We start from the raw sequence: 24291 nt of genomic DNA, 5'->3' as shown, positions 1-24291 counted from the left end.
GATTCCCCCGCGCGCGCCGCTTGGCAAGCGCTTCAGCTTCAGCCGGCGGCGATCAGGGCCCTGGCCAGGTCCTGGAAGCCGTCGACCGGGATGGTCTCGGCCCGGGCGTCCGGGTCGATCCCGGCCGCTTCGCACAGGGCGCCGCCGCCCAGGGGCTTGAGGCTCGAGCGCAGCATCTTGCGGCGCTGGCCGAAGGCCGCGGCGGTCACCCGCTCCAGCGCCGAGACCATCGCCTTGTCCGGCGCGGGCGCCAGCGGGACCAGCCGCACCACGGCCGAAGCGACCTTGGGAGGCGGCGTGAAGGCGCGGGCCGGCAGGTCCATGACCACCTTGGCCGTGCAGACGGTCTGCGAGATCACCGCCAGCCGCCCATAGGCGTCGTCGCCGTCCTGGGCGGCGATGCGGTCGGCGACCTCCTTCTGGAACATCAGGGTCATCGACAGCGGCCGGAAAGGCCCGGTCAGCCAGTCGATCAGCAACTGGGTGCCGACATTGTAGGGAAGGTTGGAGACCATGTGGGCTGGACCGCCGGCCAGGGCGGCCATGTCGGCCCGCAGGGCGTCGCCCTCGACCAGGGTCAGGCGGCCCTCGGCGGCTTCGGACAGTTCGCCCAGCAGCGGCAGGAAGCGGCTGTCCTTCTCGACGGCGATCACCCGCGCGCCGGTCTCCAGCAGGGCCCGTGTCAGGCCGCCGGGGCCAGGGCCCACCTCGATCACCGTGTCGCCTTCGCCCACCTCGGCCAGGCGCGCGATCTTGCGGGTGATGTTGAGGTCGAGCAGGAAGTGCTGGCCGAAGCTCTTGCGGGCCAGCAGGCCGTGGCGCTCCAGCGCTTCACGCAGCGGCGGCAGGTCGGCGAGGGAAGGGGACGTCATGGTCCCCGTCTAGATCGAAACGCCGCGAAAGCCTAGCTGGCGCTACGCCGAGCGGCGATCTGGGCGGCCAGGTGGATGGCGGCGATCAGGCTGTCGGGGCGGGCGATCCCGCGGCCGGCGATGTCGAAGCCGGTGCCGTGGTCGGGCGAGGTGCGCACGATCGGCAGGCCCAGGGTCACGTTCACCCCGCCCCAGAAGTCGAGCATCTTCACCGGGATCAGGGCCTGGTCGTGGTACATGCACAGCACCCCGTCATAGGTCCGTCGGGCGTCGGGGTGAAACAGGCTGTCGGCGGGCGAGGGGCCGCGGGCGTCGATGCCGCGGGCGCGCAGGGCCTCCACCGCCGGGATGATCACGTCGATCTCCTCGCGGCCCAGGGCTCCGCCTTCACCGGCGTGCGGGTTGAGCGCGGCCACGGCCAGACGCGGCGCGGCGATCCCGAAATCGGTCTTCAGGGCTTGGGCGGTGACCAGGCCCGCCTCGACGATGCGCTCGACGCTGAGCGCGCCCGGCACCGAGCCCACCGACTGGTGGATCGTCACCAGGGTGGCGCGCAGGTCGCCGGCGGTCAGCATCATCACTGGCCCGCGCGCGCCATCGTAGGGCGCCGGAGCGGTCAGTTCGGCGAGGAACTCGGTATGGCCGGGAAACTTGAAGCCGGCCTCGTACAGCGGGGCCTTGGCGATCGGCGCCGTGACCAGGCCCGCCACCGCGCCCGACAGGGCCAGGCCGGCGCCGGTCTCGATACAGCGGATGATCTGGGCGGCGTGGGCGCTGGAGGGCTGGCCGGCGATCACCGGCGACTGCAGCGGCAGGTCCAGCACCGGCAGGGCGTCGGCGAAGACCCTGGCGGCCTCGACCGGACCGGTCACGGGGCGAACCTTCACCCCGCCGCCGGCCGCGGCCAGGCTCTGGAGATCACCGACGGCCATGAACACGGGTCCGGTCTCCCGGAGGGCCGCCCAGGCCTTGGCGATGATCTCGGGCCCGACGCCGGCGGGATCGCCGACGCTCAGGGCCAGGATGTCTGTCTTCACCGGGTCTCGATGGTGGCGGAGTTGCGCAGGTCTCGCAGGTAACGTTTGGAGATCAGCGCAAGTTGCTGACCCCGCAGGCGATTCTCGATCTGGTCATGCGACGGCGCCGCGGCGCCCGACTGGCGCTTGCCGCACACCGCGATCAGGTGCAGGCCAGCGTCGGTGCGGATCGGATCCGAGATCTGGCCGACGTTGAGGGCGTTGGCGGCCTCCTGGAAGGCCGGGGCCAGATCGCCGATCTCGGCTTCGCCGAGGTCGCCGGCCACGACGCCGTCCACCTTGCCGGCTTCGGCCTCGAGGGTCTGGCAGCTGGTCAGCTTGGGCTTCAGGCCGGCCAGCAGGGCGGTGGCCGACTGCACGTCGGCTTCCGGAGCGTCCTTGGCCAGGGCCACGGCCACCTGCTTCAGGTCGACCAGGGTCGCCTTGGCGCCCGAGCGCTTGTCGCGCAGATAGACGATGTAGACGCCGTCCTTGACCGAGATCGGGGCCGACAGCTGGCCGGGGCGCAGCTGTTCCAGGGCCGCATCGACCTCGGCCGGCATTTCGCCGGGGCTGACCCAGCCGGCGTCGCCGCCGTTGGCCGCGGTCGCCGCGGCCGAGAACTGACGGGCCACGGCCGGGAAGGGCGCGCCCTGCTGGATCTGGGTCACCAGCTGGCGGGCGCCGTTCAGGGCCACGTCCGGACCGCCGACGCGGGTGGCGTCGATGAACACTTCGCTGACCTGGTACTGCGGCTTGCTGGCCGACTCGGCCAGGCGGCGCTGGAAGGCCTTGATCTGGTCTTCGCCGATGCGCAGGCGCGAGCCGTAGCGGCCGCTGATCCAGTTCTGCCAGCTCGACTCGGCGCGGATCTGGGAGCGCCAGGTGTCGGCGCTGACGCCCTGGGCGGCCAGCTGGTCCAGCAGCTGCTGGGCCGTCATCTTGTTGCCCTGGGCGATGCTGCCGATCTCCTCGTCGACTTCCTTGTCGGTCGAGATGATCGTGATCTTCTGTTCCTTCTCGACGCGGCGCAGCTCCTGGAGCTGAACGCGCTCGTCGATCAGCGAGCGCAGGGCTTCCTGCTCCAGCTGGGGCAGGTTCTCCTGGGTCGGCTGCATGCCCGAGGTGATCATCAGCAGGCGCATGCGCTGCATCAGGTCGTAGGACGAGATGATGTCGTCGTTGACCACGGCCGCGACGCTTTCCGACAGCGGATTGGCGCGAGCCTGAGCTTCCGGCTGGGCCGCCGCGGGGGCGTCGATGGTGGGCGCGGCCTGACGCGCGTGGGCCGGCATGGCCGCCACGGTCAGGGCGAGGATGGACGCGGCGCTGGCCGCAAAAGTCGTCACGCTACGCGCAGCCCGCATGGGTAGTGTCGTTCCTCTGGAGCCCGACCGTCGCCGATCGACCTCGATTTCAAACCGTTGAGACGCAACGACCTTCCAGCTGCCTGTCGGTGGTCGCGCCTCGATGCGCCACAAGGACGCGTGCGGACCCCCGCACGCCCCCCGGCGCGATGGAATAATCAGTCGCTGTACCCTGTATCACCCAATGTGGCGAGGGTTAGGCGGACCACGATCGACTCGTCGGGCTGGAGCTTCAGGCCCGTCACCGTCGAGCTATAGCGGTCTTCGTGTTGGTAGATGATGTCGATGCGGATGCAATCGTCCGTGTAGGCGACGCCCAGGTCGCGGCGACGCCAGGTTTCGGCCACCAGGTCCAGCTGGCCGAAGGCCGTCAGGGCCCACTTGCTGGTCAGCTTCAACTGGCCCCGCGTCTCGAAGTTTTCCTGCCGCTCGCCATTGGAGTCGACGGTGTCCTTCAGGTAGCGGAACGAGCCCTGCAGGCGCGCCGTGGCGGCGTCCATGCCGGTTTCGATACGGTTGATCTCGGTTGTGTCCGAATCCAGGCGGGTGCGGACATAGGCGTTGATGCCCGGCACAGGCGTGACCGTGGCCGCCACGATCCAGTCGGACGACTTCTCCTGCAGGCCGGTGCGTTCCGGCAGCAGCGGGTCGTACTTGGTGCGGAAGCTGCGGCCGATCAGGATGCTGCCGCCGCGGCCGTCGGCCGTGGTGAAGGTCGCGCGACCGCCGACGTTGGCCCGGGTCCCGCCCTCGTAGAGGTCGAAGCCCGGCGACTTGTTGGTGCGGAACAGGTTGGTCTCGTCGAACTCGAAGGCCGAACTGTCCTCGTTGTAGAGGTAGGTCGTGGTCCCGTCGCGGGCGACGACCACGGGCACGCGCGAGCTGTCCGAACCGGTGGCGATCTGCACCAGGGGCTCGAGGATGACGCTGCCGCCGTTCTTCAGGCCCTTGTACAGCGGCAGGCTCAGGTCGACGCCGGCCACGCCCAGGGTGCGCGAATAGCTGACCTCGGCGTCGTCGCCGGCCGCCAGGGCGGCGGTCGTCAGATAGACGCCCTTGATGTTGTAGGCGTCGGCGCGGGCCTGGGCGAAGGGCTGGATGCGCAGGCCGGGACCGACCACGGCGCTGGCGCGCCAGTCGGCCTGGAAGCTGCCGCGGGCGCTGTCGACGCCGTTCTGGCCGCGATAGGCCGTCTGCATGGCCGAGGAGTAGGGCGACTCGCCGAATTGCGATTCGGAGCGGTTCAGCACCACGCCCGAGCCTTGCAGGCGCAGGCGGCCGAACAGCACCGGCGATTCCGGCTCCCAGCGGCCTTCGACCAGCGGGCCGATGAACGGGAAGGCCCCGCTGTTCTCGAACTTGTTGCCCAGGCCCGTGGTGGAATCGGTGCCCACGACCCGCAGGCCCTGCACCGAGACGGCCGAGACCGAGAACCACGACCGCGTGTCCTGCCGCGAGGCGTAGATCTGCGAGGTCAGGCGGTGATCCTCGCTCGTGAACAGGCCGCGCTGCTCGTAGACGTCGTTGATGTCGTACTTGTCGAACAGCAGGGCGTCGGAGGCGCGCTCGGCGCTGAAGCCCCACTTCCAATTGTCGTCGATGTCGAACGCGCCCTTGGCCAGGATGTAGCTGCGGGTGGTCGCGTCGCCGAAGCGGTTGCCCTTGTTGTCGAACTCCTTCTCGTACGTCGCCCCCATGCGCGCCTCGAGCATGCCCGAGTAGAAGCGCTTGCGGTAATTGACGTTGAGGAACGGATTAATTTTCGTGTTGATTTGAGGGCTTAGCACGACATCCGAAGACGGCGAGATGACCTGCAGATAGGGCTGCTGGTAGGACAGGCCGCGCTTCTTCGAGAGGCCGACCTTCGGCGTCAGGAAGCCCGAGCTCCGCTCGGCCTGCGGGTCCGGGTGCCAGAACAGCGGCAGGTAGACCAGCGGCGCGCCCCACAGGCGGATGCGCGCCCCGTGGTAATAGACGATCTTCTTGGACTTATCCTGCACCACCTTGTCGGCCTCGATCGACCAGGTGGGGGTCGGCTTCTCGGCGCAGACGTCGCAGGGGGTGTAGATCGCCTGGTTGAGTTCGGTGACCTGGTCGTTGCGGCGGATGGCGGTGGCGGCCGCGATCTTCACGTTTTTGTCCAGGCGCGTGGAGAAGTTGCGCGCGAAGCCGGCGCGCATGTCCTTGTCCAGCGTCAGGTCGTCGGCGAATTGGGCGGTGCCGTCGGCGTTGATCAGCTGCACCTTGCCGTGGGCGGTGACCACGCCGGTCTTGGTGTCGTAGATCACTTCCTGGGCGCGCAGCACGCGCCCCTGGTAGCGAACCTCCACCGATCCCTGGGCGGTCATGGTCTGGGCCACGTCGTCGCGGATCAGCAGGTCGGATTCCAGATAGTAGCCGTCGTCGCCGAGGCCGTCGTCGGCCGCGGCCGGCTTGGCCGGAACCTCGGGCACGCTCGCCAGGGACGGCTGGGCCGCGTGCGCGCCGCTGGCGGCGAACGCCAGCCACGCGACGCCGGCCATCAGCAGCTTGCGAACCGCCGCGGCCGGCGCTGGGCTTAGATCGATCATCAGGGGCCTCGATGCCGGCGTCACAGACTCAACCATCCTCGGTATAGCAAAGCAGGGTCAGCCCCGCCAAAAGCGCCGCGGCCGGCGGGGTCCAGGCGGCCAGGATCGGCCCCAGGAGATCGGCCTTGCCGAGCGCGCCGCAGAGTTCGTTGAAGAAGAAGAAGCCGAAACCGAGCGCGACGCCAGAGCCGGCCAGGGCCGCCAGGCCCCCCAGGCGCATCAGGCGCAGCGAAAAGGCCGCCGCCAGCACCGACATCGCCGCGAACAGCAGCGGCGTGGCCAGGATCTGCTGCAGGCGCAGCTTGAACGGCGTGGCCGAGAAGCCGGCGGCCTCGGTGCGGGAGATGGTCTCGGGCAGGCGCCAGAAGGCCACGGCCTGCGGGTTCTTGAAGCGGTCGGCGGCGGTGCGCTCGTCGAGGTCGGACGGCACGGTGACGCTTTCGGTGCGCATGGCGCCGACGCCGGGCGTGGCGACGCTGACCCCGGTCAGGCGCCAGAAGCCCGGCTCCAGCCGCGCCTCGGCCGCCTCGTAGCGCTCCTTGAAGACCAGGGTGTCGTTGGGCTGGACGTCGTAGACGAAGAACGACACGCCGCGCAGGCGCACCGTGCCGCCCACATTGTCGCGCATGCGGGCGCGGATGACGATCTGGCGCTTGGTGTCGCCCTGGCGCAGCCAGGCGCCCTTGGGAGCGTTCTTCAGGTAGCCGGCCAGCAGCGCGTCGCGCTCGGTCTCGAAACGGGTGCTCATCGCCGCGGTCAGCGGGTTGAGCAGGGTGACGGTCACCACGCCCATCGCGAAGGCAGCGAAGGCCGCCGGCAGGATGAACCGCCAGGCCGAGACGCCGGCCGCGCGCATGGCGATCAGCTCGCTGCGGCGGTTCAGGCCGACGAACGCGCCCAGGGTGCCGAACAGGAAGATGAATGGCGTCAGGGTCAGCAGGGTGGCCGGGGCCTGCAGGAGGGTCAGGTACAGCAGCTGGCCAAAGCCCGCGTCTTCCGATCGCGTGCCGACGTTGCGGCTGATGTCGACGAAGGCGATCAGCATCACCAGCGCGCCCAGCACGGCCAGGGCCGCGCCCAGCGAGGCCAGCGTCTTGCGCAGGACGTACCGCTCGATCATCCCGGGACCGATCACGACGCGGCTCCCAGCGGCAGCAGGCCGTCGCGATGAGTGGCGATCGGCACGTAGCGCATGATCTTCTGGCGGAAGATCTGGGCCAGGCCCCACCAGGTGGCGGCGAGCGGCACGGCGTATTGCAGCACGTTCAGCCACACCTGGTCGTCGCAGGCCGCCTGCACGCCGAAGCCGAGGATGCGCACCACCGCCGCGGCCGCGCCGACGGCGGCGATCCGCTTGGCGTAGCCCATGCGGCTGAACGAGCCGCCGATCACGGCCGCCAGGGCCATGGCCATCATGGCGAGGTTGTAGAGCGGGCTGGACAGGCGCGAGTGGCCCTCGGCGATCAGCTTCACCCGGTTGTGCTGTTCCCACTCCTGGGTGAGGTCGGGAAAGAACAGCTCGTGCGGATAGCGGTCGGCGATCTTGTAGTGCAGCAGCTCGTCGCTCTGGAACAGGCTCGACAGGTCGAACACGTATTCCTCGAACGACAGATAGTTCAGCACGCCGCTGCTGGAGAATTCCTGGTTCGAGCCCTTGCGCATGATCAGCACCGGCAGGCCGTTGCGCTTGGCGATGACGCCTTCGCGGGCCGTGTAGGTCACCGAGCCGCCGTTGGGCTTTTCCTGGTGGATGAACAGGTTCTTGATCAGGTTGTCGCGGTCGATCGACTGGGCGTAGACCGTCAGGCCGGGGCCGGGCTCGGTGAACTCGCCGGGCCGCACCAGGGTCGAGGCCAGGTCCGTCTTCATGTCGAAGGCCGTCTCGCGGATCAGCCTCGCCGACCATGGCTGCGCCCAGAGGCCCAGCGCCAGCGACACCAGGGTCGCGCCCACCGCCAGCCGCATGGCCGGCGAGATCACCCGCCAGCGACTCATGCCGCCGGCGAAGCAGACGACGATCTCCTGCTCGGTATGCAGACGGTTCAGGGCCACCAGGGCGGCCACGAACAGGGCGATCGGCATGATGATGTTGAGCAGCTGCGGCAGGGCCAGCAGGATCATCTTGGCGAAGATCAACGCCGTCTGGCGCTGCTCCACGAGAATGTCGAATTCCGACAGGCTACGGGCGAGCAGAGCCAGCGCCGCCAGGGCCGCGGTGGCCAGGAGGGTCGGCCCGACCAGCTGTCGGAAAAGATAGCGTTCGATCAGGCGCATGCGGGGGTGGTTTCGGGGGCTTCACGGATTCGCGCGGCGAACCCCGGCGTTGGCGTGTTCTACACGTCTGGCTCGGCTTGGCACAACCGAAGACATGATGTGGGACGGCGTTGGGACGGCGTGACGGGGCTGTGAACGGCGACGGTCTTTTCCCAAGGATCGGCATGGACTATGCCGGGCGTTCACGTCCTGTCGCGTCGGATCGCGGCCTTCTTGAGGCCGCGCCGCGACCGGGCTTTCCGCTTCCCAGGAGCGCTCCATGCGTATCGAGTTCGTCCCCGCCGACAGCCAGGCCGGCGCCAACGCCGCCATCGCCGTCCTCGCCTACGAGGCCGCCGCCCTTTCGCCCGAGGCCAAGGCGGTCAACGACGCCGCCGGCGGGGCCATCGTCCGCGCCGCGGCCGGCGGCCGCTTCATCGGCGCCAAGGGCCAGGTGCTCGACATCGTCGCCCCGGCCGGCCTCGACGCCGCCCGCGTGGTGGTGATCGGCGTCGACGGTTCGGGCGTGGTCGAGCCGGAGACCGTCGAGATCGCCGCCGCCCATGCCTATGGCGCGGTCAAGACCTCGGGCGTCACCGAACTGCTGCTCAAGCTCGGCGGCGACGCCGAGACCGCCGCCCGCGTCGCCTTCGGCGTCAAGCTGGCCGCCTACCGCTTCGACAAGTACCGCACCACCGAAAAGGCCGAGAAGAAGCCCTCGGTCGCCACGGTGAAGGTCGCCGCCGCCGATCCGGCCAAGGCCCAGAAGGCCTTCGCCGCGCTCGAGCCCCTGGCCGACGCCATCCTGTTCAGCCGCGACCTCGTCTCCGAGCCGGCCAACATCCTGCATCCGGAAGAGTTCGCCGCCCGCGTGAAGGGCCTCGAGAGCCTGGGCCTGGAGGTCGAGATCCTCGGCGAGGCCGAAATGGCCAAGCTCGGCATGGGCTCGCTCCTGGGCGTCGGCCAGGGCAGCGTCCGCGAGAGCCAGCTGGTCATCGCCCGCTGGAACGGCGCGGCCGACAAGTCGGCCCAGCCGATCGCCTTCGTCGGCAAGGGCGTCTGCTTCGACACCGGCGGCATCTCGATCAAGCCGGCCGACGGCATGGAAGACATGAAGTGGGACATGGGCGGCGCGGCCGCCGTGGCCGGCGTCATGCACGCCCTGGCCGGCCGCAAGGCCAAGGTCAACGCCATCGGCGTGCTCGGCCTCGTCGAGAACATGCCCGACGGTAACGCCCAGCGCCCCGGCGACGTGGTCACCTCGATGTCGGGCCAGACCATCGAGGTCATCAACACCGACGCCGAAGGCCGCCTCGTCCTGGCCGACGCCCTCTGGTACACCCAGGAGCGCTTCAAGCCGAAGTTCATGATCGATCTGGCCACCCTGACCGGCGCGATCATCATCTCGCTGGGCAACGACTATGCGGGCCTGTTCAGCAACAACGACGGCCTGTCGGAGAAGCTGCTGGCCGCCGGCGAGTCCGAGCGCGAGCCGCTGTGGCGCCTGCCGCTGCCCAAGGCCTACGAGAAGCAGATCGAAAGCCCGATCGCCGACATGAAGAACATCGGCGGCCGTCCGGCCGGCTCGATCACGGCGGGCCTGTTCCTGCAGCGCTTCGTCAACGGCGTGCCGTGGGCCCACCTCGACATCGCCTCGACCGCCTGGCGCAAGGGCTCGACCGATCCGACCGTGCCCGACGGCGCGGCCGGCTTCGGCGTGCGCCTGCTCAACCGCCTCGTCGCCGACGCCTACGAAGGCTGACGCCACGCATGTCCGCCGCGCCCTGCGAGATCTGGTTCTACCATCTGGAGCGAAGCAGCGCCGAACAGGTGCTGCCCGAGCTTTTGGAAAAGACCCTGGGGCGCGGCTGGAAGGCTCTGGTCCGGGGCGGGGACCCCGCGCGCCTCAACGCGCTGGACGCCCACCTCTGGACCTTTCGCGACGACAGCTTCCTGCCGCACGGCATGGCCGAGGAGCCGCTGGCCGAGCGCCAGCCGGTGCTGCTCAGCGCCGGTCTCGACAACCCGAACGGCGGGGACGCGTTGTTCCTGCTCGACGGCGCCGAGCCGGGGGACCTTGCCGCGTTCACGCGCTGCATCCTGCTGTTCGACGGTCGTGACGAAGAGGCCCTGCGGCTGGCGCGGGGCCGTTGGAAGGCGTTCAAGGCGGCCGGCCACCCGGTGTCCTACTGGCAGCAGGCCGAACGCGGATGGGAGAAGAAGGCATGACGCGGTTCGTGAAGCGGTTTGGCGTGATGTTCGGCGCGGCCATGGTCCTGGCGGCCTGCTCGACCGGCGCGCCCGAGCCCGCCCCGCCGCCGCCGCCCGAAACCCCGGTCGCCCCGCCGGCCATCGCCCTGCCCAAGCCGCCGGAGCCCGAAAAGGACCAGTGCGGCCTGAAGGACGCCCAAGCCTTCGTCGGCAAGAACCGCACCGAACTGCCGGCCCCGGTCGATCCCTCCCGCTGGCGCGTGGCCTGCACCACCTGTCCGGTGACCATGGATTACCGCGCCGACCGCCTGAACATCCTGTTCAATCCGGACACGGGCGTGGTCCAGCAGGTGAAGTGCGGCTGAGGGGCTTCCTCCCTCACAGCTCTCAAGAAGATCGTCATCCCGGAAAGCCCGAAGGGCTTATCCGGGACCCAGGGGACTGGGCGCCGCGATAAGGTTCGCGCTGCCAGCGGTCGCCGCCTCACTGCGCGCCGCCCCTGGGTCCCGGCTCTTCGCTTCTCTACGGCCGGGATGACGGGCAATTTTCTGCTTGAAGAACTAGCGCCGCCCACCTCCAGAATTCCCCCTAACCATTTGTCCTCATGGACAAATGGCCCGTCCATCTGGACAAATTCTAAGTCCCCGGGCCAACTCCGCCCGCGACGCAGCGGCGACCTCCCAACCAGCCGCGCGCGCTGGGGAGTTCGTCCATGAAGTTCGCCGCCGTCCTGGCCGCCGCCGCGTCTCTGCTCGCCGTCTCGACCGCGCTCGCCGCCGAAGCGCCGCCGCCTCCCGGTCCGCAGTGGCTCAAGGCGCAGGGCGACCGCATCGTCGACGAGACCGGCGCGCCCGTCGTCCTGCGCGGCATGGGGCTGGGCGGCTGGATGCTGCAGGAGGGCTACATGCTGCGCCTGTCCAAGCTCGGCCAGGAGCACGTCATCCGCGCCCGCATCGCGGCCCTGGTCGGCTCAGAGCGCGAGATGGCGATCCACACGGCCTGGCTCGACAACCACACCACCAAGGCCGACATCGACGACATGGCCGCCGCCGGCTTCAACTCCGTGCGCCTGCCGATGCACTACGCCCTCCTGACCCTGCCGGTCGGCCAGGAGCCCGTCCCCGGCGCCGACACCTGGAAGGAGGACGGCTTCCGCCGCATCGACGACCTCTTGGCCTGGACTAAGGCCAATGGCATGCACCTGATCCTGGATCTGCACGCCGCGCCGGGCGGGCAGGGCAATGATCTGGCCATCTCCGATCGCGACCCGGCCAAGCCCTCGCTGTGGGACAGCCCGGAGAACCAGCGCAAGACCATAGCCCTCTGGAAGAAACTGGCCGAGCGCTACAAGGACGAGCCGGCCATCGCCGCCTACGACGTGCTCAACGAACCCAACTGGGACTTCGACAGGAAGGCGTCGGGCAACGGCTGCGCCGACGAGAAGCAGGCGCTGCTCTGGGACGTCCAGCGCCGGATCACGGCGGCGATCCGCGAGGTCGACCAGCGCCACCTGGTGATCATCGAGGGCAACTGCTGGGGCAACAACTACAAGGGTCTGGGAAAGCCCTGGGACGGCAATCTGGCCCTGTCGTTCCACAAGTACTGGAACCGCAACGACCAGGCCTCGGTCGAGCCGATCCTGAAACTGCGCGAGCAGACCGGCCTGCCGGTCTGGCTGGGCGAATCCGGCGAGAACTCCAACGTCTGGTTCGCCGACGCCATCCGCCTGGTCGAGGGCCATGGGATCGGCTGGGCCTTCTGGCCGCTGAAGAAGATCGGCTTCAACCAGCCGCTGGAGGTCCAGGTCGGCCCCGACTACGACGCCGTCGTCGCCACCCTGACCGGCGAGGCCAAGACCCCGGTCCAGCCCGACCAGGCCTACGCCGTGCTGATGAAGCTGGCGTCCCATGACGTCCGCTTCGAGAACAACCTGCGCCACCCCGACGTGCTCGACGCCATGCTGCGTCAGCCGCACGACGACAGCGTCCGGCCGTTCAAGCCCCAGCGCGTCACAGCCAAGGGCGGAACCATCGCCGCCGTCGACTACGACCTCGGCGTCATGGGCAAGGCCTACTGGGACGCCGACGCCGCCAACTACCACGTCGCCACCGGGGCCGACCGCACCCTCTGGAACAACGGCCGCACCGCCCGCAACGACGGCGTCGACATCGCCCCCGACGGCAAGAGCGTCACAGACCTCACCGCCGGCGAATGGCTGCGCTACACGGTGACGGCGGACCGGGCAGGGGCCTACGCAGTGCGGATCGACGGCCAGGGGGCGATGACGCTGACGGCCAACGGCGGTGCGGAAGTTCGTTCGGGCGGAACGGTGCACCTGCTGGCCGGGACCAACGTCCTGGTCCTGCGCTCGGAAGGGGCGGCTGCGGTGAGGTCGATCAAACTGAAGCCACGCTGATCCCTCTCCCCTTGCGGGAGAGGGTGGCCTCGCGGAGCGAGGTCGGGTGAGGGGTCTCTCAGACCTCAACGCCGCGTGCAGCGGTCAGGCCGGGCGGGGGGCCTGATTCCTCTCCCCGTAAAATCCCCGCGAAAGCGGGGGCCCAGGCTTTTTCTGAAACCCACGGCGTTTGATCCCTCTCCCCTTGCGGGAGAGGGTGGCCTCGGAGCGAGGTCGGGTGAGGGGTCTCTCAGACCTCAACGCCGCGTGCACCGGTCAGGCCGGGTGCGATGTTGGATGTCTGAGAGACCCCTCATCCGTCGGCTTCGCCGCCACCTTCTCCCGCAAGGGGAGAAGGATCGGGGGATACGCACGCTGCTCGCACGGCGTAATCGGAAAAGAGTCCAGCGAACTCAAAGCCCTACAACTTTATAACCCCAAGTTATCCTCCCCCACTCAAGTCACCCCATAATCAAAGCCATCCCAGCCATGGGGAGGGCTCTTGGTACCGGCCCGAGTTAGCGGCTGTGGATCGCATCGAGCGGGGCCGCTTGGGGCGTCATGGGAAGGGCGGGTTTGCAGGATCGCTCAGAAGGCGTGATTGGGCCGCCAAGCCGTTCCGTGACGAGACGAGCGGGTCGACAGGGCCGGGATCGTTTCAAACCGGCCTAACAGGATCAGCCGAGGCGCCGCCGGATCACCGCGGGGCTATTGATCCTGCCCGTCCGAGGGACAACCGGGTCCAGGGCTGAAAGAGGCCCGCGCCCCCGGTCCTTCGAGCCTACGGTGCGGCGGAGCGGTCTGACGAAGCCGAAACGCAAACAAACCATACGGTCTCCGGGCTCCGCCCGGTCGCTCCGCGCCTCCCCGACCTAACGCGCAACTGCGCGGGAGCCTGAGAAGCCGTGTCCGCATCCCAAGGAACCTCCCCCCGTGGGGGAGGCGGCCGAAGGCCGGTGGGGGGACGGTTTCAGCCGCCGCCACGCTGGCCGTCCTCGCAAAAACACCCCCCCACCGATCGCTGCGCGATCGCCTCCCCCACAGGGGGAGGTTCCCTAAGGAGCGGAGAAACCCCATGCCCAAGTCCAAACCCCCGCGCAGCCGTCTGCGCCGCGCCACCGGCAAGCGACCGCTCGACGCCGTCAATCGGCGGATGATCGACGCCTGCGAAAAGAACATCGAGGTGCTGCAAAGGATGCTGCGCGACGTCGAGCGCGTGGCGCACGCCGCGCCGGCAGACGAACTGGCCCATTTTCGCGAGGAGATGCAGGAGGGGGTCCGCTGCTGGACCAGCGTCCGCAACATCTATCTCGAAGGTATGAATCAGCCTCGCAAGCCGGCCTGGCCCGGCATCGTCAAGGCGTTGGAAGCCGAAGCTCGAAAAGCTTAGCGCTTGCCGACGCCCGGGAACATCGCCGCGTCGCCGTCGAATACGCCGAGGTAGCCCAGTTCGCCCAGCAGGGGCGTCAGGTCTTCCAGCTTATCGGCGCTGGCCCGGGCGGTCGCCAGTTCGCTGGGGCGGCCGGTCTGGTCGTGCAGGCGGTAGACCGTCCACATCTTGCCCTTGGGCGCCTCGGCGCCGGGGGCGAGATAGCGGTGCTCCCAGCCGACCAGGGCCGGGACGCGGCCGATCTCGACGTCGAACGGACGGTCGCGGAAGGCCAGGTCCATCTCCAGCCGCGTGGCCTCGGCCAGGCGCTGGTCGAGCCAGGCGGCGAAGGCCTCCAGCACGCAGCCGGCCGACAATCCTTCCGGATTGGCGACGACGTGGTTGCGGCTGGCGAGGGCTGCGGTCATGTCGCAAGGGATACGACCGCAGGTCTGTCGGAACGGCTAAATCTCTTGGTTTATTGACGTTTACCGCGAGTGGGGCCTCAGCCCTCGGCTTCCGCCAGCTGCTCGGCCAGCTCCATCCACGCGGCCTCGGCCTCGTCGAGCTTGGCCTTGGCGTTGTCGCGGCGCTTCTCCAGTTCGGGCACCTTGGCCGGCGTCTTCACATAGAGCTGCGGGTCGGCCAGCTGGGCTTCCAGTTCGGCCAGGTCCCGGGTCTTGCGGTTCAGCACCTGTTCGGCCGCCTCGACCTTGCGGCGCAGCGGCTCGATGGCGACCTTCCTGGCCGCCGGGGCGGACGCCGTCTCGGCCTTGGCCGGTTCGCGCGCCACCTGGGTCGGCTTCACCGCCTGCTTGGCGCGGTCGAGCACGAACTTGGCGTAGTCGTCCATGTCGCCGTCGAACGGAACGACCTTGCCGTCGGCCGCCAGCCACAGGCGGTCGGCGACCAGCTCCATCAGCGAGCGGTCGTGGGTGATCAGCAGCACCGCGCCCTCGTAGTCGTTCAGGGCGTCGAGCAGGGCCCGGCGGCTGTCGATGTCGAGGTGGTTGGTCGGTTCGTCGAGGATCAGGACGTGCGGGGCGTCCATGGCCACCAGGTTCAGCAGCAGGCGCGCGCGCTCGCCGCCCGACAGGTTGGCGACCGTGGTCTCCTGCTTGTCGAAGTTCAGGCCCCATTGGGCCAGGCGCGAACGGCGCGAGGATTCGCTGGAGTCCGGCATGGCCCGGCGGACGATCTCCAGCGGCGTATCGTTGGGATCCATCGCCTCGATCTGATGTTGGTGGAACCAGCCGACCTTCATCTTCTTGTCGCGGTGCAGTTCGCCGGTCTGGATGTCCAGCGCGCCGGCGATCATCTTGGCGAAGGTCGACTTGCCCGCGCCGTTGACGCCGAGAAGACCGATGCGGTCGTCCAGGTCCATGCGCAGGTTGAGGTTCTTGAGGATCGCGCGGCCCTGCTCATAGCCGACATTGGCCTTTTCCAGCCGGATCAGCGGCGGGGGCAGCGGGCGGGGCGGCGAGGGCAGGGTGAAGGGTGCGACGCGCTCCTCGATCGTGGTGGACACCGGCTCCATCTTGGCCAGGCGCTTCATCCGCGACTGGGCCTGGGCCGCCTTGGAGGCCTTGGCCTTGAAGCGGTCGACGAAGGATTGCAGGTGGGCGCGCTCGGCGTCCTGCTTGGCCTTGGCCGACAGTTGCAGGCGGGCCTTCTCGGCGCGGCGCTTCTCGAAGTCGTCGTAGCCGCCGGTGTAGAGCTCCAGCTTGCCGCCGGCCAGGTGCAGCATGTGGGTGCAACTGTTGTTGAGCAGTTCGCGGTCGTGGCTGACGATCAGCGCGGTGTGCGGGTACTTCTTCAGCCGCGCTTCCAGCCAGAGGGCGCCTTCGAGGTCGAGATAGTTGGTCGGTTCGTCGAGCAGCAGCATGTCGGGCTCGGCGAACAGCGCCGCGGCCAGGGCCACGCGCATCCGCCAGCCGCCCGAGAACTCGCTCATCGGCCGTTGCAGGTCTTCCTGGGTGAAGCCCAGGCCCGCCAGGATTTCCGAGGCCCGCGACGGCGCGGAGTCGGCGTCGATCTCGATCAGCCGGCTCCAGATCTCGCCCATCTCCTCGGGATCGGCGGTCTCCAGCCGGGTCAGCAGGTCGTGACGCTCCTCGTCGGCCTCCAGCACGGTGTCGAGCAGGGTGACGGGCGTGGCCGGGTGCTCCTGGTCCACCGAACCGATGCGGGCGTTCTTGGGCATGCTGATCTCGTCGCCGGCGGCGACCAGGTGCCCGAGGATCAGCTTGAACAGCGTCGACTTGCCCACGCCGTTGCGGCCGATCAGGCCGACCTTGGCCCCGGGAGGCAGGCTGACGGTCGCCTTGTCGAAGAACCGGCGTCCCCAGGCGTCGAAAGTAAGTTCGTTGATCTGAAGCATGTTGGGAACGCGGGGTTGGCGGGGAGGAGGCGCCCGGCTATAAGCCCGCAACCTCCCAATTCACAAACTTTCTCTGTGAGATTTTCGGAATGACCGAACGCACCTTCTCGATCCTGAAGCCCGACGCGACCCGCCGCAACATCACCGGCAAGATCAACGCCGTGATCGAGGAAGCCGGCCTGCGCATCGTCGCTCAACGCCGCGTCCACCTGACCGAAGCTCAGGCCAAGAAGTTCTACGAAGTGCACGCCGAGCGCCCGTTCTACGGTGAACTCGTCGCCCAGATGACCGCCGAGCCGGTCGTCGTGCAGGTCCTGGAAGCCGAAGGCGCCGTGGCCAAGTACCGCGAAGTCATGGGCGCCACCAACCCGGACAACGCCGCCGAAGGCACCATCCGCAAGCTGTTCGCCCTGTCGATCGGCGAAAACTCGGTCCACGGTTCGGACAGCCTCGAGAACGCGGGCATCGAAATCGCCCAGTTCTTCACCGACGCCGACATCGTCGGCTAAGGCTTTCGAGCTTTAGGTTATGAAAAGGCCGGCGGGGCGACCCGCCGGCCTTTTTGTTTGGGGCTAGTCCTGTTCGCGGGCGCCGTGGCGGATTTCGAGGATCACCACCCGGTCGGGAAAAACGACGTAGCGGATCAGATAGGGCGGGATCACGGTCAGTTCGCGTCGGCCACGGCTGATCGACCGGCCGCGATCCGGCGCTGTTTCGAGGCTGCGGGCGGCGCTGACTAGCCGCGCGGCGAGACGCTGGGCGGCGAGCGGTTTGAATGTCGCGACATAGGCCTGGATCGCGCGAAGGTCCAAGGCCGCGCTACGTGTCCAGACTACTTGAACCACGAGGCCGGAGCCGGCTTCTCGTCGGGCGTGCCCCAGCTTTCCAGCCAGGCGCAGACTTCGTCGTTTGGAATCAGACGGCCGGCGGCGATGTCGTCCATCGCCTCGGCGTGGCGGCGAGCGTCTGCGTCTTCATCGATCTCGTCGAAGATGGAGGGCTCGGACTTCATGCATTGAGCGTATCACGCAAAGCCGAAGAGCGAAAACCGCGCCTCAAAGCCCCCGTACGAACGCGCTCAGCACCGCCGGATAGAGCCTGTGCTCTTCCTTCAGCACCCGCGCCGCCAGCGCATGATCATCGTCGCCGGCCTCGATCGCCACCCGCGCCTGGCCCAGGATCGGACCTTCGTCCACCCCGGCCGTGACCAGATGCACCGTGCAGCCGGCTTCGGCATCACCCGCCGCGATGGCGCGGGCGTGGGTGTCGAGGCCCGGATACTTGGGCAGCAGGGACGGATGGATGTTCAGCATCCGGCCTTCCCACGAGTCGACCAGGAACGGGGTGAGGATGCGCATGTAGCCGGCCAGGGCGATGACCTCGATCCCGCGCTCACGCAGGGCCGCGTCGACCGCGCGCTCGTGGGCCTCGCGGTCCTTGCCGAACGGCTTGCTCGGCACGCACAGCGCCTCGATCCCGGCCGCCTCAGCCGTGGCCAGACCCCCGGCGTCAGCCTTGTTGGCCAGCACCAGGGCGATCTCGAACGGGCAGTCCGGGGGCTGGGCGGCGCGGACCAGGGCCTCCATGTTGGAGCCCCGGCCCGAGATCAGGGCGGCGACCTTGGTCCGCGTGGCCATTAGGCGGCGGCCAGCTGGCCGCAAACAAACGCGTCTTCGCCAGCGTTGAGCAGGGCGGCGAGCACCGGCTCCACGTCGGCTTGCGCGACGATCAGGATAAAGCCGACGCCGCAGTTGAAGGTGCGGCGCAGTTCGTGAGCGTCGATCTGGCCGACCTCTTGCAGCCACTCGAACACGGGCGGCAGGGGCCAGGCGTTCCAGTCGAACTGCGGAACCAGGCCCTCGGCGATGCAGCGCGGCGGGTTCTCGATCAGGCCGCCGCCGGTGATGTGGGCGCCGCCCTTGACCCGGCCCGACTGCAGCAGCGGCAGGAGCGACTTCACATAGATGCGGGTCGGAGCCATCAGAGCCTCGGCCAGCGTCTTGCCGTCTTCAAACGGGCAGGGGGCGTCCCAGGCCAGGCCCGAACGCTCGACCACGCGGCGCACCAGCGAATAGCCGTTCGAGTGCGGGCCCGACGAGCCGATGCCGATGATCACGTCGCCGGCCCGCTGCTTGTCCAGCTTGGGCAGGACGCCGTCGCGTTCGACCGCGCCGACCGAGAAGCCGGCCAGGTCGTATTCGCCGTCATTGTACATGCCCGGCATCTCGGCGGTCTCGCCGCCCACCAGGGCCGCGCCGGCCAGCTTGCAGCCCTCGGCGATGCCGGCGACCACGCTCTTGGCGGTCTCGACGTCCAGCTTGCCGGTGGCGAAGTAGTCCAGGAACATCAGCGGCTCGGCGCCCTGCGCCAGCAGGTCGTTGACGCACATGGCCACCAGGTCGATGCCGACCGTGGCGTGCATGCCCGCGTCGATGGCGATCCGTAGCTTGGTGCCGACGCCGTCGGTCGTCGTAACCAGCAGGGCGTCCTCGTAGCCGGCCGCCTTCAGGTCGAACAGCGCGCCAAAGCCGCCGAGGCTGGCTTCCGCGCCGGGGCGGCGGGTCGCCTTGGCCAGCGGCTTGATGGCGTCCACAAGGGCGTTGCCGGCATCGATGTCGACGCCCGCCTGGGCGTAGGTCAGGCCGCCGGCTTGGTCGGTCTTCGGATCGCTCATCGGGTCGCTCATCTGTGGTTCCAGGCCCTTCGCGGACCCTCTCGGGCGCTTTGGGACAGAAAAGTGGCTGCTCCGCAACGCTTGACGCTTGCAGACTCGGGGGTGCGCGAGGCTATTAGCAGCCGATGACGCCGATCACCACCACCGCCGCGCTGGCGGAGTTCTGTAATGGTTTGAAGGGGCAGCCCTTCATCGCCGTGGACACCGAGTTCATGCGCGAGACCACCTATTGGCCCAAGCTCTGCTTGATTCAGGTCGCTTCGCCGTCTTCGGACGCCGTGATCGACCCGCTGGCGGACGGCCTCGACCTCGAGCCGCTGCTCGAACTGATGCGCGACGAGACCCTGCTCAAGGTGTTTCACGCCGCCCGTCAGGACGTCGAGATCTTCAACAATCTCAAAGCGATGCCAACGCCGCTGTTCGACACCCAGGTGGCCGGCATGGCCGCGGGTTTCGGCGAGCAGATCGCCTATGACGCCCTGGTGCGTCAGATGCTGAAGATCGAGATCGACAAGTCGAGCCGCTTCACCGACTGGGCGCGCCGCCCGCTGACCGACGCCCAGCTGGCCTACGCCCTGGCCGACGTGACGCACCTGGCGCGTCTGTTCCCGGTGCTGCGCGATCGCCTCCAGGAATCGGGCCGCCTGGCCTGGGTCGAGGAGGAGATGAAGGCGCTCAGCGATCCGGCCGCCTACGACGTCGACCCGGAAAAGGCCTGGCGCCGTCTGCGCCCGCGCAAGACGCAAGCCAAGTATCTGGCCGTGTTCAAGGCCGTCTCGGCCTGGCGCGAGCGCACCGCCCAGCAGCGCGACCAGCCGCGCGGCCGCATCCTCAAGGACGAGGCCATCGACGAGCTGGCCACCCAGGCTCCGACTTCGCTGGACGGCCTGAACACCCTGCGCGGCGTGCCCAAGGGCTTCGGCGGCAGCAAGTTCGGTCCCGACCTGCTGGCCGCGATCAAGGCCGCCCTGGCCGATCCCGAGGGCTACGCCCCCGTGGTCGACAAGCCCGGTCCGCCGCCGCCGCCCTCGGCCGGCGCCGTGGTCGAGCTGCTGAAGGTTCTGCTCAAGGCTCGCGCCGAAGAGGCCGGCGTGGCGTCCAAGCTGATCGCCACTGTCTCGGATCTCGAAAAGATCGCCGCCGACGACGAGGCTGAAACTCCGGCCCTGCAAGGCTGGCGTCGCGACGCCTTCGGCACGGACGCCTTGAAGATCAAGCGGGGCGAACTGGCCCTGGTGCTCGACGGGACCAAGGTCCGTGTCGTCGAGGTTCGCCGGGCTCCCCGCCCGGCCTGATACCGTCGTTCCGGTGGCGCGACTCAAAAGGGGTTGCGCCGCCGACGACCCGGCGCGAAGAGCAAGCGCTGCTTTTGTGCAAGACGGCACAGCGGCCATTTGGCCGACATGTTTTGACAAAATCATCGTGACCTCCGGACGCTATAAGGGCGTCGCGGAGATGTCGGCCGTGGGGACGGCCGAAGACTGGGGATTTAGGTCGAGTTGGCGTACGCGGAACAGGATCCGTGGCTGGTCAGGGCCGCGCGCAGTTATGCAAGACCGGCAAAGGCCCTGCGGCAGCAGATTCCTCTGCGTCTCTTTGTCATCGCGATGGTCTGTGCGGCGATCGGCCTAGCGCCGCGCTTTTCCTTCATGCTGCCTTGGGCGTTCGCCTGTCTCGCGGCGCAAGGTCTCCAGGCCGTGGCCCTGCGCGGCTTCGAGGGAAATCCGGGCCGCTGGGTTCTCGCCTGCCTGGGCGCTGACTTCCTGCTGGCCGTCGCGTTCGGCTGGCTGGCGGTGCCGCTGTGGCGAACGGGCCTGCCCGCCGGCGCGGCTGGCGGCGCTCTGCTTCTGGCCGGCTCGGTGATGACCGCTCTGATGGGGGCCAAGGGGTCGCGAATGGCCTTCGCGGTCACCGCCACGCCGCATCTGGCCTATCTCTTCGTCTCGCCGGTCCTGGCCGCCAACCACGAGGACGTGGGTGTGAAGGCCTTCCTGATCGGCGGCGGACTGATGGTGCTGGTCACATCGCTGGTCTTCGGCTGGTCGCGCCAGACCCTGATGGCCGAGCGCGAGGCGAGGACGGCCGCTGAGATCCGTCGCGAACAGGCCGTGGCCGCCGACGCCGCCAAGAGCGCCTTCGTCGCCATGGTCAGCCACGAGCTGCGCACGCCGCTCAGCGCCATCCTGGCCGGGGCCGGCGAGATCGCCCGCACCTCGCGCGGCCAGGCCCGGGGCAAGGCCGGTCTGATCGCCGACGCCGGCGTGATGATGCGGGCCTTGCTGAACGACCTGCTCGACCTGTCGAAGATCGAGGCCGGGCGCATGACTGTCGAGACGATCGACTTCGCGCCGCGCCTCCTGATCTGCGACACCCTGCGGTTCTGGCGCGCCGAGGCCCGAGACAAGGCCTTGGCGCTGCGCTTCACCGGCGGCCGCCACCTGCCGCGCTGGATCAAGGGCGACCCGGTGCGGCTGCGCCAGGTGCTGAACAATCTGCTGTCCAACGCCATCAAGTTCACGCCCGAGGGCCGCATCTGCGTGGCGCTGGAGATGACCCCGCGCGCCGAGGGCGGGCTGCTGCTGACCCTGGCGGTCACCGACACCGGGCCGGGTCTCGGCCCCGAACAGTTGGCGCGCCTCTTCACCGCCTACGACCAACTGGGCGCCGACACGGCCCGCACCTTCGGCGGCACGGGACTGGGCCTGGCCATCAGCCGCGATCTGGCCCGCCTGATGGGCGGCGATCTCGCCGCCGAGCCGGTCGAGGGGCCGGGCGCGCGCTTCGTCCTGACCCTGCCGGCCCCGGTCGGCGAGGAGCCGCCGACGCCCGAGCCGCTCGACGCGGCCGCCGACGGTTTCGACGACGCACCGGCCGTCCTGGTGGTCGACGACCACGAGATCAACCGCCGCACCCTGGCCCAGGTGCTGGAGGCCTTCGGTCTGGACGTCACCCTGGCGGCCGACGGCGAAAGCGCGCTGGTTCTCGCCGGCGAGACGCGCTTCGACGTGGTGCTGATGGACGTCAACATGCCCGGCCTCGACGGGCTGGACACCACCCGCCGGCTGCGCGCCGACGGCCTCAACCAGCAGACGCCGGTGGTGGCGGTGACCGGCGCGGTCAGCCCGGCCGAGATGGCCGCCTGCCGCGCGGCCGGTATGCAGGATTTCGTCGAGAAGCCGTTCGAGGTCGCCGCCCTGCACGCCGTCCTGGTGCGAGTGCTGGGCGCCGCCTAGGCTGGGTCAGCCTGCCAGGTGGACTACAGCTTGGCTCGCCGCCAGCCCCAGGGCGCCCAGCACCACCAGGTGATAGGCCGCGCCGAGCAAGACGGTCCGCTTCACCGACCAGCCTTCCTTGGCGCCGAACGCGGTCGCCACGTCCTGCTGCAATCGCCTGGCGGGGCTTTCGACGGCCTTCGAGCCGGCGTTGGCCAATCGTACGATGTCGCCGCGTGGTGGGCTCGAAGGCGCTTGGATCTGGTCCTGATGTTCGTAGGCGACTTGCTTCTGCATGCCGGCTTTCTCCCCGTGCTGAGACGAGGAGCTTCAGCTTGGCGTGGCTAACAAACCATGCTCGCGGAACGGCGTTCCGCCTGCGGCGCGCTGTCGCGGGCTTCAGACAGGAAAGCCTATAGCGGCGCGATCTTCAGCTTCAGGCTCAGCACCTGGGCCAGGGTCGAGGCCCGCTTGGCGGTCTGTTCGCCCAGCAGCATGGCCGCATAGCCCTCTTCGGCCGACAGCTGGACGTCGCTCTTGTCGATCGTCAGTCGCGAGCGCGACAGCAGGGCCGGGCTGCGGCCCGACAAGTCGCAGCCCAGGCGGATGGCCGCGCCCAGGGCCCGGGCGCGCTTGATGCGGGCGGGGCTGAGCAGGCGTTCCAGCACGTCCAGCTCCGGCGGGGTGAAGGCCGTGGCGTGGCGGGCGAAGGCGGCGGCGGCCAGGAAGGCGCGTTCGGCGTGGGTCTGGCCGGCGATCGGGGCGCGCAGCACCTGCTCGAACACCAGATCGGCGCGATGGTCCGGGTGCAGGCGCGCGCCGAGGTCGGCCAGACGGCAGGCGGCGGCCGTCAGCACCGCGTCGCGGCCGTCGAACAGCGGCTCCAGCTTGTCGAAGGCCGGCGTCAGCCAGGTCTGCAGCGCCACGCCCAGGTCGTCGGCCACGCCCTGGCGGGCCGTCAGCGAGGCGCAGCCCTCGATCAGCGGGTCCAGGCCCCGCACGCGCGGCGGCATGGCCTCGAACAGCAGCCCTTCGCGCACGCCGAAGGCCGAGATCTCGATGCGCTTGAGATCCAGGCGCTCGATCAGGCTTTCCAGCACGATGGCGGCGTAGGGCAGGGTCTCGATCCGCTTCTTGGACATGCCCTCGATGCGTTCGAGCGAACTTTTCGACTGGTGCGACACCAGGCGCGCGGCCTCCAGGGCCTCGACGCGGCCGATCTCGTACTGGTGCACCACCTGCAGCGGATATCCCGACAGCCGCATGTGCAGCAAAGCCAGGTTTCGCCAGGCGCCGCCGACGGCGTGGAAGGTGTCGGCCTTGAAGGCCTCGGCCACGGGGGCCAGGCGCTGGGCGGCCAGGCGGCGCACGCGGTCGGCGTCGAAGCCTTCGGTCAGGCCCAGGCTGAACGGACCCAGCGGCAGGGTCACGCCCTGGCCGGCCCCGGTCGTCTCCAGCCGCACCAGCTCAAGGCTGGCCCCGCCCAAGTCGCCGACCACGCCCGTGGCGTCGGGCGTTCCGGCCAGCACGCCGAGCGCGGCGTAGCGGGCTTCTTCCTCGCCGGAGAGAATGCGGATCGAAAGGCCCGTCTCCTCCAGCACCCGCTTGACGAAGGCCGGACCGTCGGAGGCCTCGCGCACGGCGGCGGTGGCGGCGACGAAGGTCTCGGCCGGCTGCACGGCCTTCAGCACCGCCTTGAAGCGCTTCAGCGCCGCCATCGTCTGGGTGACGCCATCAGGGGCCAGACGGTTCTTGGAGCCGAGTTCGCGGCCAAGGCCGGCGAGCACCTTCTCGTTGAACACGGTCCAGATGGCGCGGCCTTCCAGCCGGTACACCACCAGGCGCACCGAGTTCGAGCCGATATCGATCACGGCCGCGTCGCGCGGCGCCGAGAGGGGCATGAGGCTGGTTTAACGCATTCGGCGCTCAGGGGAAGCGGCGGCCTTGGACGAAACCGTCACGAAAGCCGTCG

General features: G+C 69.1%; 22 protein-coding genes. 8 read left to right on the top strand and 14 right to left on the bottom strand.

From position 1 onward, the window contains the following. Positions 1–38: 38 nt before the first annotated feature. The 6 genes from rsmA to lptF all read right to left on the bottom strand — a co-directional run bounded on the left by rsmA (position 39) and on the right by lptF (position 8099). Positions 39–872 carry a 16S rRNA (adenine(1518)-N(6)/adenine(1519)-N(6))-dimethyltransferase RsmA gene (gene rsmA, locus AC1RRS_RS12815; protein WP_487288707.1) on the bottom strand — a complete coding sequence of 278 codons (834 nt, stop codon included), beginning with the start codon at positions 870–872 and terminating at the stop codon, positions 39–41. 32 nt (positions 873–904) lie between these two features. After that, positions 905–1909: a 4-hydroxythreonine-4-phosphate dehydrogenase PdxA gene (gene pdxA, locus AC1RRS_RS12810; RefSeq protein ID WP_492855499.1), complete on the bottom strand. Its 1005-nt coding sequence runs from the start codon at positions 1907–1909 to the stop codon at positions 905–907. Then, entirely contained in the window at positions 1906–3255 is a 1350-nt protein-coding gene (locus AC1RRS_RS12805) for a peptidylprolyl isomerase (protein ID WP_492855498.1), read from the bottom strand. The genes pdxA and AC1RRS_RS12805 overlap by 4 nt, the downstream gene beginning before the upstream one ends. 158 nt (positions 3256–3413) lie before the next feature. After that, positions 3414–5825 carry an LPS-assembly protein LptD gene (locus AC1RRS_RS12800; protein WP_492855497.1) on the bottom strand — a complete coding sequence of 804 codons (2412 nt, stop codon included), beginning with the start codon at positions 5823–5825 and terminating at the stop codon, positions 3414–3416. A gap of 28 nt (positions 5826–5853) precedes the next feature. Then, positions 5854–6960 carry an LPS export ABC transporter permease LptG gene (gene lptG / locus AC1RRS_RS12795; RefSeq protein ID WP_492855496.1) on the bottom strand — a complete coding sequence of 369 codons (1107 nt, stop codon included), beginning with the start codon at positions 6958–6960 and terminating at the stop codon, positions 5854–5856. After that, positions 6957–8099 carry an LPS export ABC transporter permease LptF gene (gene lptF, locus AC1RRS_RS12790; protein WP_492855495.1) on the bottom strand — a complete coding sequence of 381 codons (1143 nt, stop codon included), beginning with the start codon at positions 8097–8099 and terminating at the stop codon, positions 6957–6959. Before lptF ends, lptG begins: the two co-directional genes overlap by 4 nt. 259 nt (positions 8100–8358) lie before the next feature. Between lptF and AC1RRS_RS12785 the strand changes: the two genes are divergently transcribed. The 5 genes from AC1RRS_RS12785 (at position 8359) to AC1RRS_RS12765 (ending at position 14074) form a co-directional block, all read left to right on the top strand. Then, complete coding sequence (locus AC1RRS_RS12785) at positions 8359–9840, top strand: leucyl aminopeptidase (RefSeq protein ID WP_492855494.1); 1482 nt, start codon at positions 8359–8361, stop codon at positions 9838–9840. A gap of 8 nt (positions 9841–9848) precedes the next feature. After that, a complete protein-coding gene (locus AC1RRS_RS12780; protein WP_110117847.1) occupies positions 9849–10307 on the top strand; it encodes a DNA polymerase III subunit chi in 459 nt (152 codons plus the stop codon). Further along, positions 10304–10654: a peptidase inhibitor I78 gene (locus tag AC1RRS_RS12775; protein WP_199228291.1), complete on the top strand. Its 351-nt coding sequence runs from the start codon at positions 10304–10306 to the stop codon at positions 10652–10654. Before AC1RRS_RS12780 ends, AC1RRS_RS12775 begins: the two co-directional genes overlap by 4 nt. A 347-nt stretch (positions 10655–11001) precedes the next feature. Next, entirely contained in the window at positions 11002–12705 is a 1704-nt protein-coding gene (locus AC1RRS_RS12770) for a cellulase family glycosylhydrolase (RefSeq protein WP_492855493.1), read from the top strand. A 1054-nt stretch (positions 12706–13759) separates the two neighbouring features. Next, positions 13760–14074, top strand: coding sequence for a hypothetical protein (locus AC1RRS_RS12765; RefSeq protein ID WP_492855492.1), 315 nt, complete (start codon positions 13760–13762; stop codon positions 14072–14074). Here AC1RRS_RS12765 and AC1RRS_RS12760 read toward each other — a convergent pair. Both AC1RRS_RS12760 and AC1RRS_RS12755 read right to left on the bottom strand, forming a co-directional pair. Then, positions 14071–14481 carry a hypothetical protein gene (locus tag AC1RRS_RS12760; RefSeq protein WP_110121266.1) on the bottom strand — a complete coding sequence of 137 codons (411 nt, stop codon included), beginning with the start codon at positions 14479–14481 and terminating at the stop codon, positions 14071–14073. The genes AC1RRS_RS12765 and AC1RRS_RS12760 overlap by 4 nt on opposite strands. A gap of 77 nt (positions 14482–14558) precedes the next feature. Then, the gene (locus AC1RRS_RS12755; protein ID WP_492855491.1) at positions 14559–16433 is read right to left on the bottom strand and encodes an ABC-F family ATP-binding cassette domain-containing protein; all 1875 of its coding nucleotides are present in this window, start codon (positions 16431–16433) and stop codon (positions 14559–14561) included. A gap of 89 nt (positions 16434–16522) precedes the next feature. On the opposite strand from AC1RRS_RS12755, the gene ndk reads away from it, so the two are divergent. Continuing rightward, on the top strand, positions 16523–16942 hold the full coding sequence (gene ndk / locus AC1RRS_RS12750) for a nucleoside-diphosphate kinase (protein WP_058350417.1): 420 nt from the start codon (positions 16523–16525) through the stop codon (positions 16940–16942). 63 nt (positions 16943–17005) lie between these two features. On the opposite strand, the gene AC1RRS_RS12745 is transcribed toward ndk, so the two are convergent. From AC1RRS_RS12745 to purM, 4 genes are read right to left on the bottom strand one after another with little or no spacing between them, the layout of a single operon-like run. Then, positions 17006–17245, bottom strand: a complete 240-nt coding sequence (locus AC1RRS_RS12745; RefSeq protein ID WP_492855490.1) for a type II toxin-antitoxin system RelE/ParE family toxin — start codon at positions 17243–17245, stop codon at positions 17006–17008. 20 nt (positions 17246–17265) lie between these two features. Further along, on the bottom strand, positions 17266–17445 hold the full coding sequence (locus AC1RRS_RS12740) for an antitoxin (protein ID WP_492855489.1): 180 nt from the start codon (positions 17443–17445) through the stop codon (positions 17266–17268). Positions 17446–17488: 43 nt separating this feature from the next. Then, the gene (gene purN / locus AC1RRS_RS12735; RefSeq protein WP_492855488.1) at positions 17489–18070 is read right to left on the bottom strand and encodes a phosphoribosylglycinamide formyltransferase; all 582 of its coding nucleotides are present in this window, start codon (positions 18068–18070) and stop codon (positions 17489–17491) included. Beyond that, positions 18070–19107, bottom strand: coding sequence for a phosphoribosylformylglycinamidine cyclo-ligase (gene purM / locus AC1RRS_RS12730; protein WP_492855620.1), 1038 nt, complete (start codon positions 19105–19107; stop codon positions 18070–18072). The genes purN and purM overlap by 1 nt, the downstream gene beginning before the upstream one ends. Positions 19108–19232: 125 nt before the next feature. On the opposite strand from purM, the gene rnd reads away from it, so the two are divergent. Further along, a complete protein-coding gene (rnd, locus tag AC1RRS_RS12725) occupies positions 19233–20402 on the top strand; it encodes a ribonuclease D (protein ID WP_110121262.1) in 1170 nt (389 codons plus the stop codon). 354 nt (positions 20403–20756) lie between these two features. Further along, positions 20757–22340, top strand: coding sequence for a response regulator (locus AC1RRS_RS12720; RefSeq protein ID WP_492855487.1), 1584 nt, complete (start codon positions 20757–20759; stop codon positions 22338–22340). Positions 22341–22346: 6 nt separating this feature from the next. On the opposite strand, the gene AC1RRS_RS12715 is transcribed toward AC1RRS_RS12720, so the two are convergent. Next, positions 22347–22616: a hypothetical protein gene (locus AC1RRS_RS12715; protein ID WP_492855486.1), complete on the bottom strand. Its 270-nt coding sequence runs from the start codon at positions 22614–22616 to the stop codon at positions 22347–22349. A 116-nt stretch (positions 22617–22732) separates the two neighbouring features. Further along, a complete protein-coding gene (locus AC1RRS_RS12710; protein ID WP_487288690.1) occupies positions 22733–24220 on the bottom strand; it encodes a Ppx/GppA phosphatase family protein in 1488 nt (495 codons plus the stop codon). Between the last annotated feature and the right edge of the window lie 71 nt (positions 24221–24291).

The organism is Caulobacter sp. GW821-FHT12A07 (assembly GCF_058807655.1).
The sequence above is the reverse complement of the archived record's forward strand: the minus strand, read 5'-3'. Positions and strand labels throughout refer to the sequence as shown.

Coding starts and splice junctions, on each gene's coding strand:
- AC1RRS_RS12780 (WP_110117847.1), top strand. CDS start 9,849: ATGTCCGCCGCGCCCTGCGAGATCTGGTTCTACCATCTGGAGCGAAGC.
- AC1RRS_RS12755 (WP_492855491.1), bottom strand. CDS start 16,433: ATGCTTCAGATCAACGAACTTACTTTCGACGCCTGGGGACGCCGGTTC.
- AC1RRS_RS12765 (WP_492855492.1), top strand. CDS start 13,760: ATGCCCAAGTCCAAACCCCCGCGCAGCCGTCTGCGCCGCGCCACCGGC.
- rsmA (WP_487288707.1), bottom strand. CDS start 872: ATGACGTCCCCTTCCCTCGCCGACCTGCCGCCGCTGCGTGAAGCGCTG.
- AC1RRS_RS12770 (WP_492855493.1), top strand. CDS start 11,002: ATGAAGTTCGCCGCCGTCCTGGCCGCCGCCGCGTCTCTGCTCGCCGTC.
- AC1RRS_RS12740 (WP_492855489.1), bottom strand. CDS start 17,445: ATGAAGTCCGAGCCCTCCATCTTCGACGAGATCGATGAAGACGCAGAC.
- AC1RRS_RS12805 (WP_492855498.1), bottom strand. CDS start 3,255: ATGCGGGCTGCGCGTAGCGTGACGACTTTTGCGGCCAGCGCCGCGTCC.
- AC1RRS_RS12720 (WP_492855487.1), top strand. CDS start 20,757: ATGCTGCCTTGGGCGTTCGCCTGTCTCGCGGCGCAAGGTCTCCAGGCC.
- AC1RRS_RS12760 (WP_110121266.1), bottom strand. CDS start 14,481: ATGACCGCAGCCCTCGCCAGCCGCAACCACGTCGTCGCCAATCCGGAA.
- AC1RRS_RS12715 (WP_492855486.1), bottom strand. CDS start 22,616: ATGCAGAAGCAAGTCGCCTACGAACATCAGGACCAGATCCAAGCGCCT.
- rnd (WP_110121262.1), top strand. CDS start 19,233: ATGACGCCGATCACCACCACCGCCGCGCTGGCGGAGTTCTGTAATGGT.
- purM (WP_492855620.1), bottom strand. CDS start 19,107: ATGAGCGATCCGAAGACCGACCAAGCCGGCGGCCTGACCTACGCCCAG.
- AC1RRS_RS12785 (WP_492855494.1), top strand. CDS start 8,359: ATGCGTATCGAGTTCGTCCCCGCCGACAGCCAGGCCGGCGCCAACGCC.
- purN (WP_492855488.1), bottom strand. CDS start 18,070: ATGGCCACGCGGACCAAGGTCGCCGCCCTGATCTCGGGCCGGGGCTCC.
- AC1RRS_RS12710 (WP_487288690.1), bottom strand. CDS start 24,220: ATGCCCCTCTCGGCGCCGCGCGACGCGGCCGTGATCGATATCGGCTCG.
- ndk (WP_058350417.1), top strand. CDS start 16,523: ATGACCGAACGCACCTTCTCGATCCTGAAGCCCGACGCGACCCGCCGC.
- AC1RRS_RS12775 (WP_199228291.1), top strand. CDS start 10,304: ATGACGCGGTTCGTGAAGCGGTTTGGCGTGATGTTCGGCGCGGCCATG.
- lptF (WP_492855495.1), bottom strand. CDS start 8,099: ATGCGCCTGATCGAACGCTATCTTTTCCGACAGCTGGTCGGGCCGACC.
- AC1RRS_RS12800 (WP_492855497.1), bottom strand. CDS start 5,825: ATGATCGATCTAAGCCCAGCGCCGGCCGCGGCGGTTCGCAAGCTGCTG.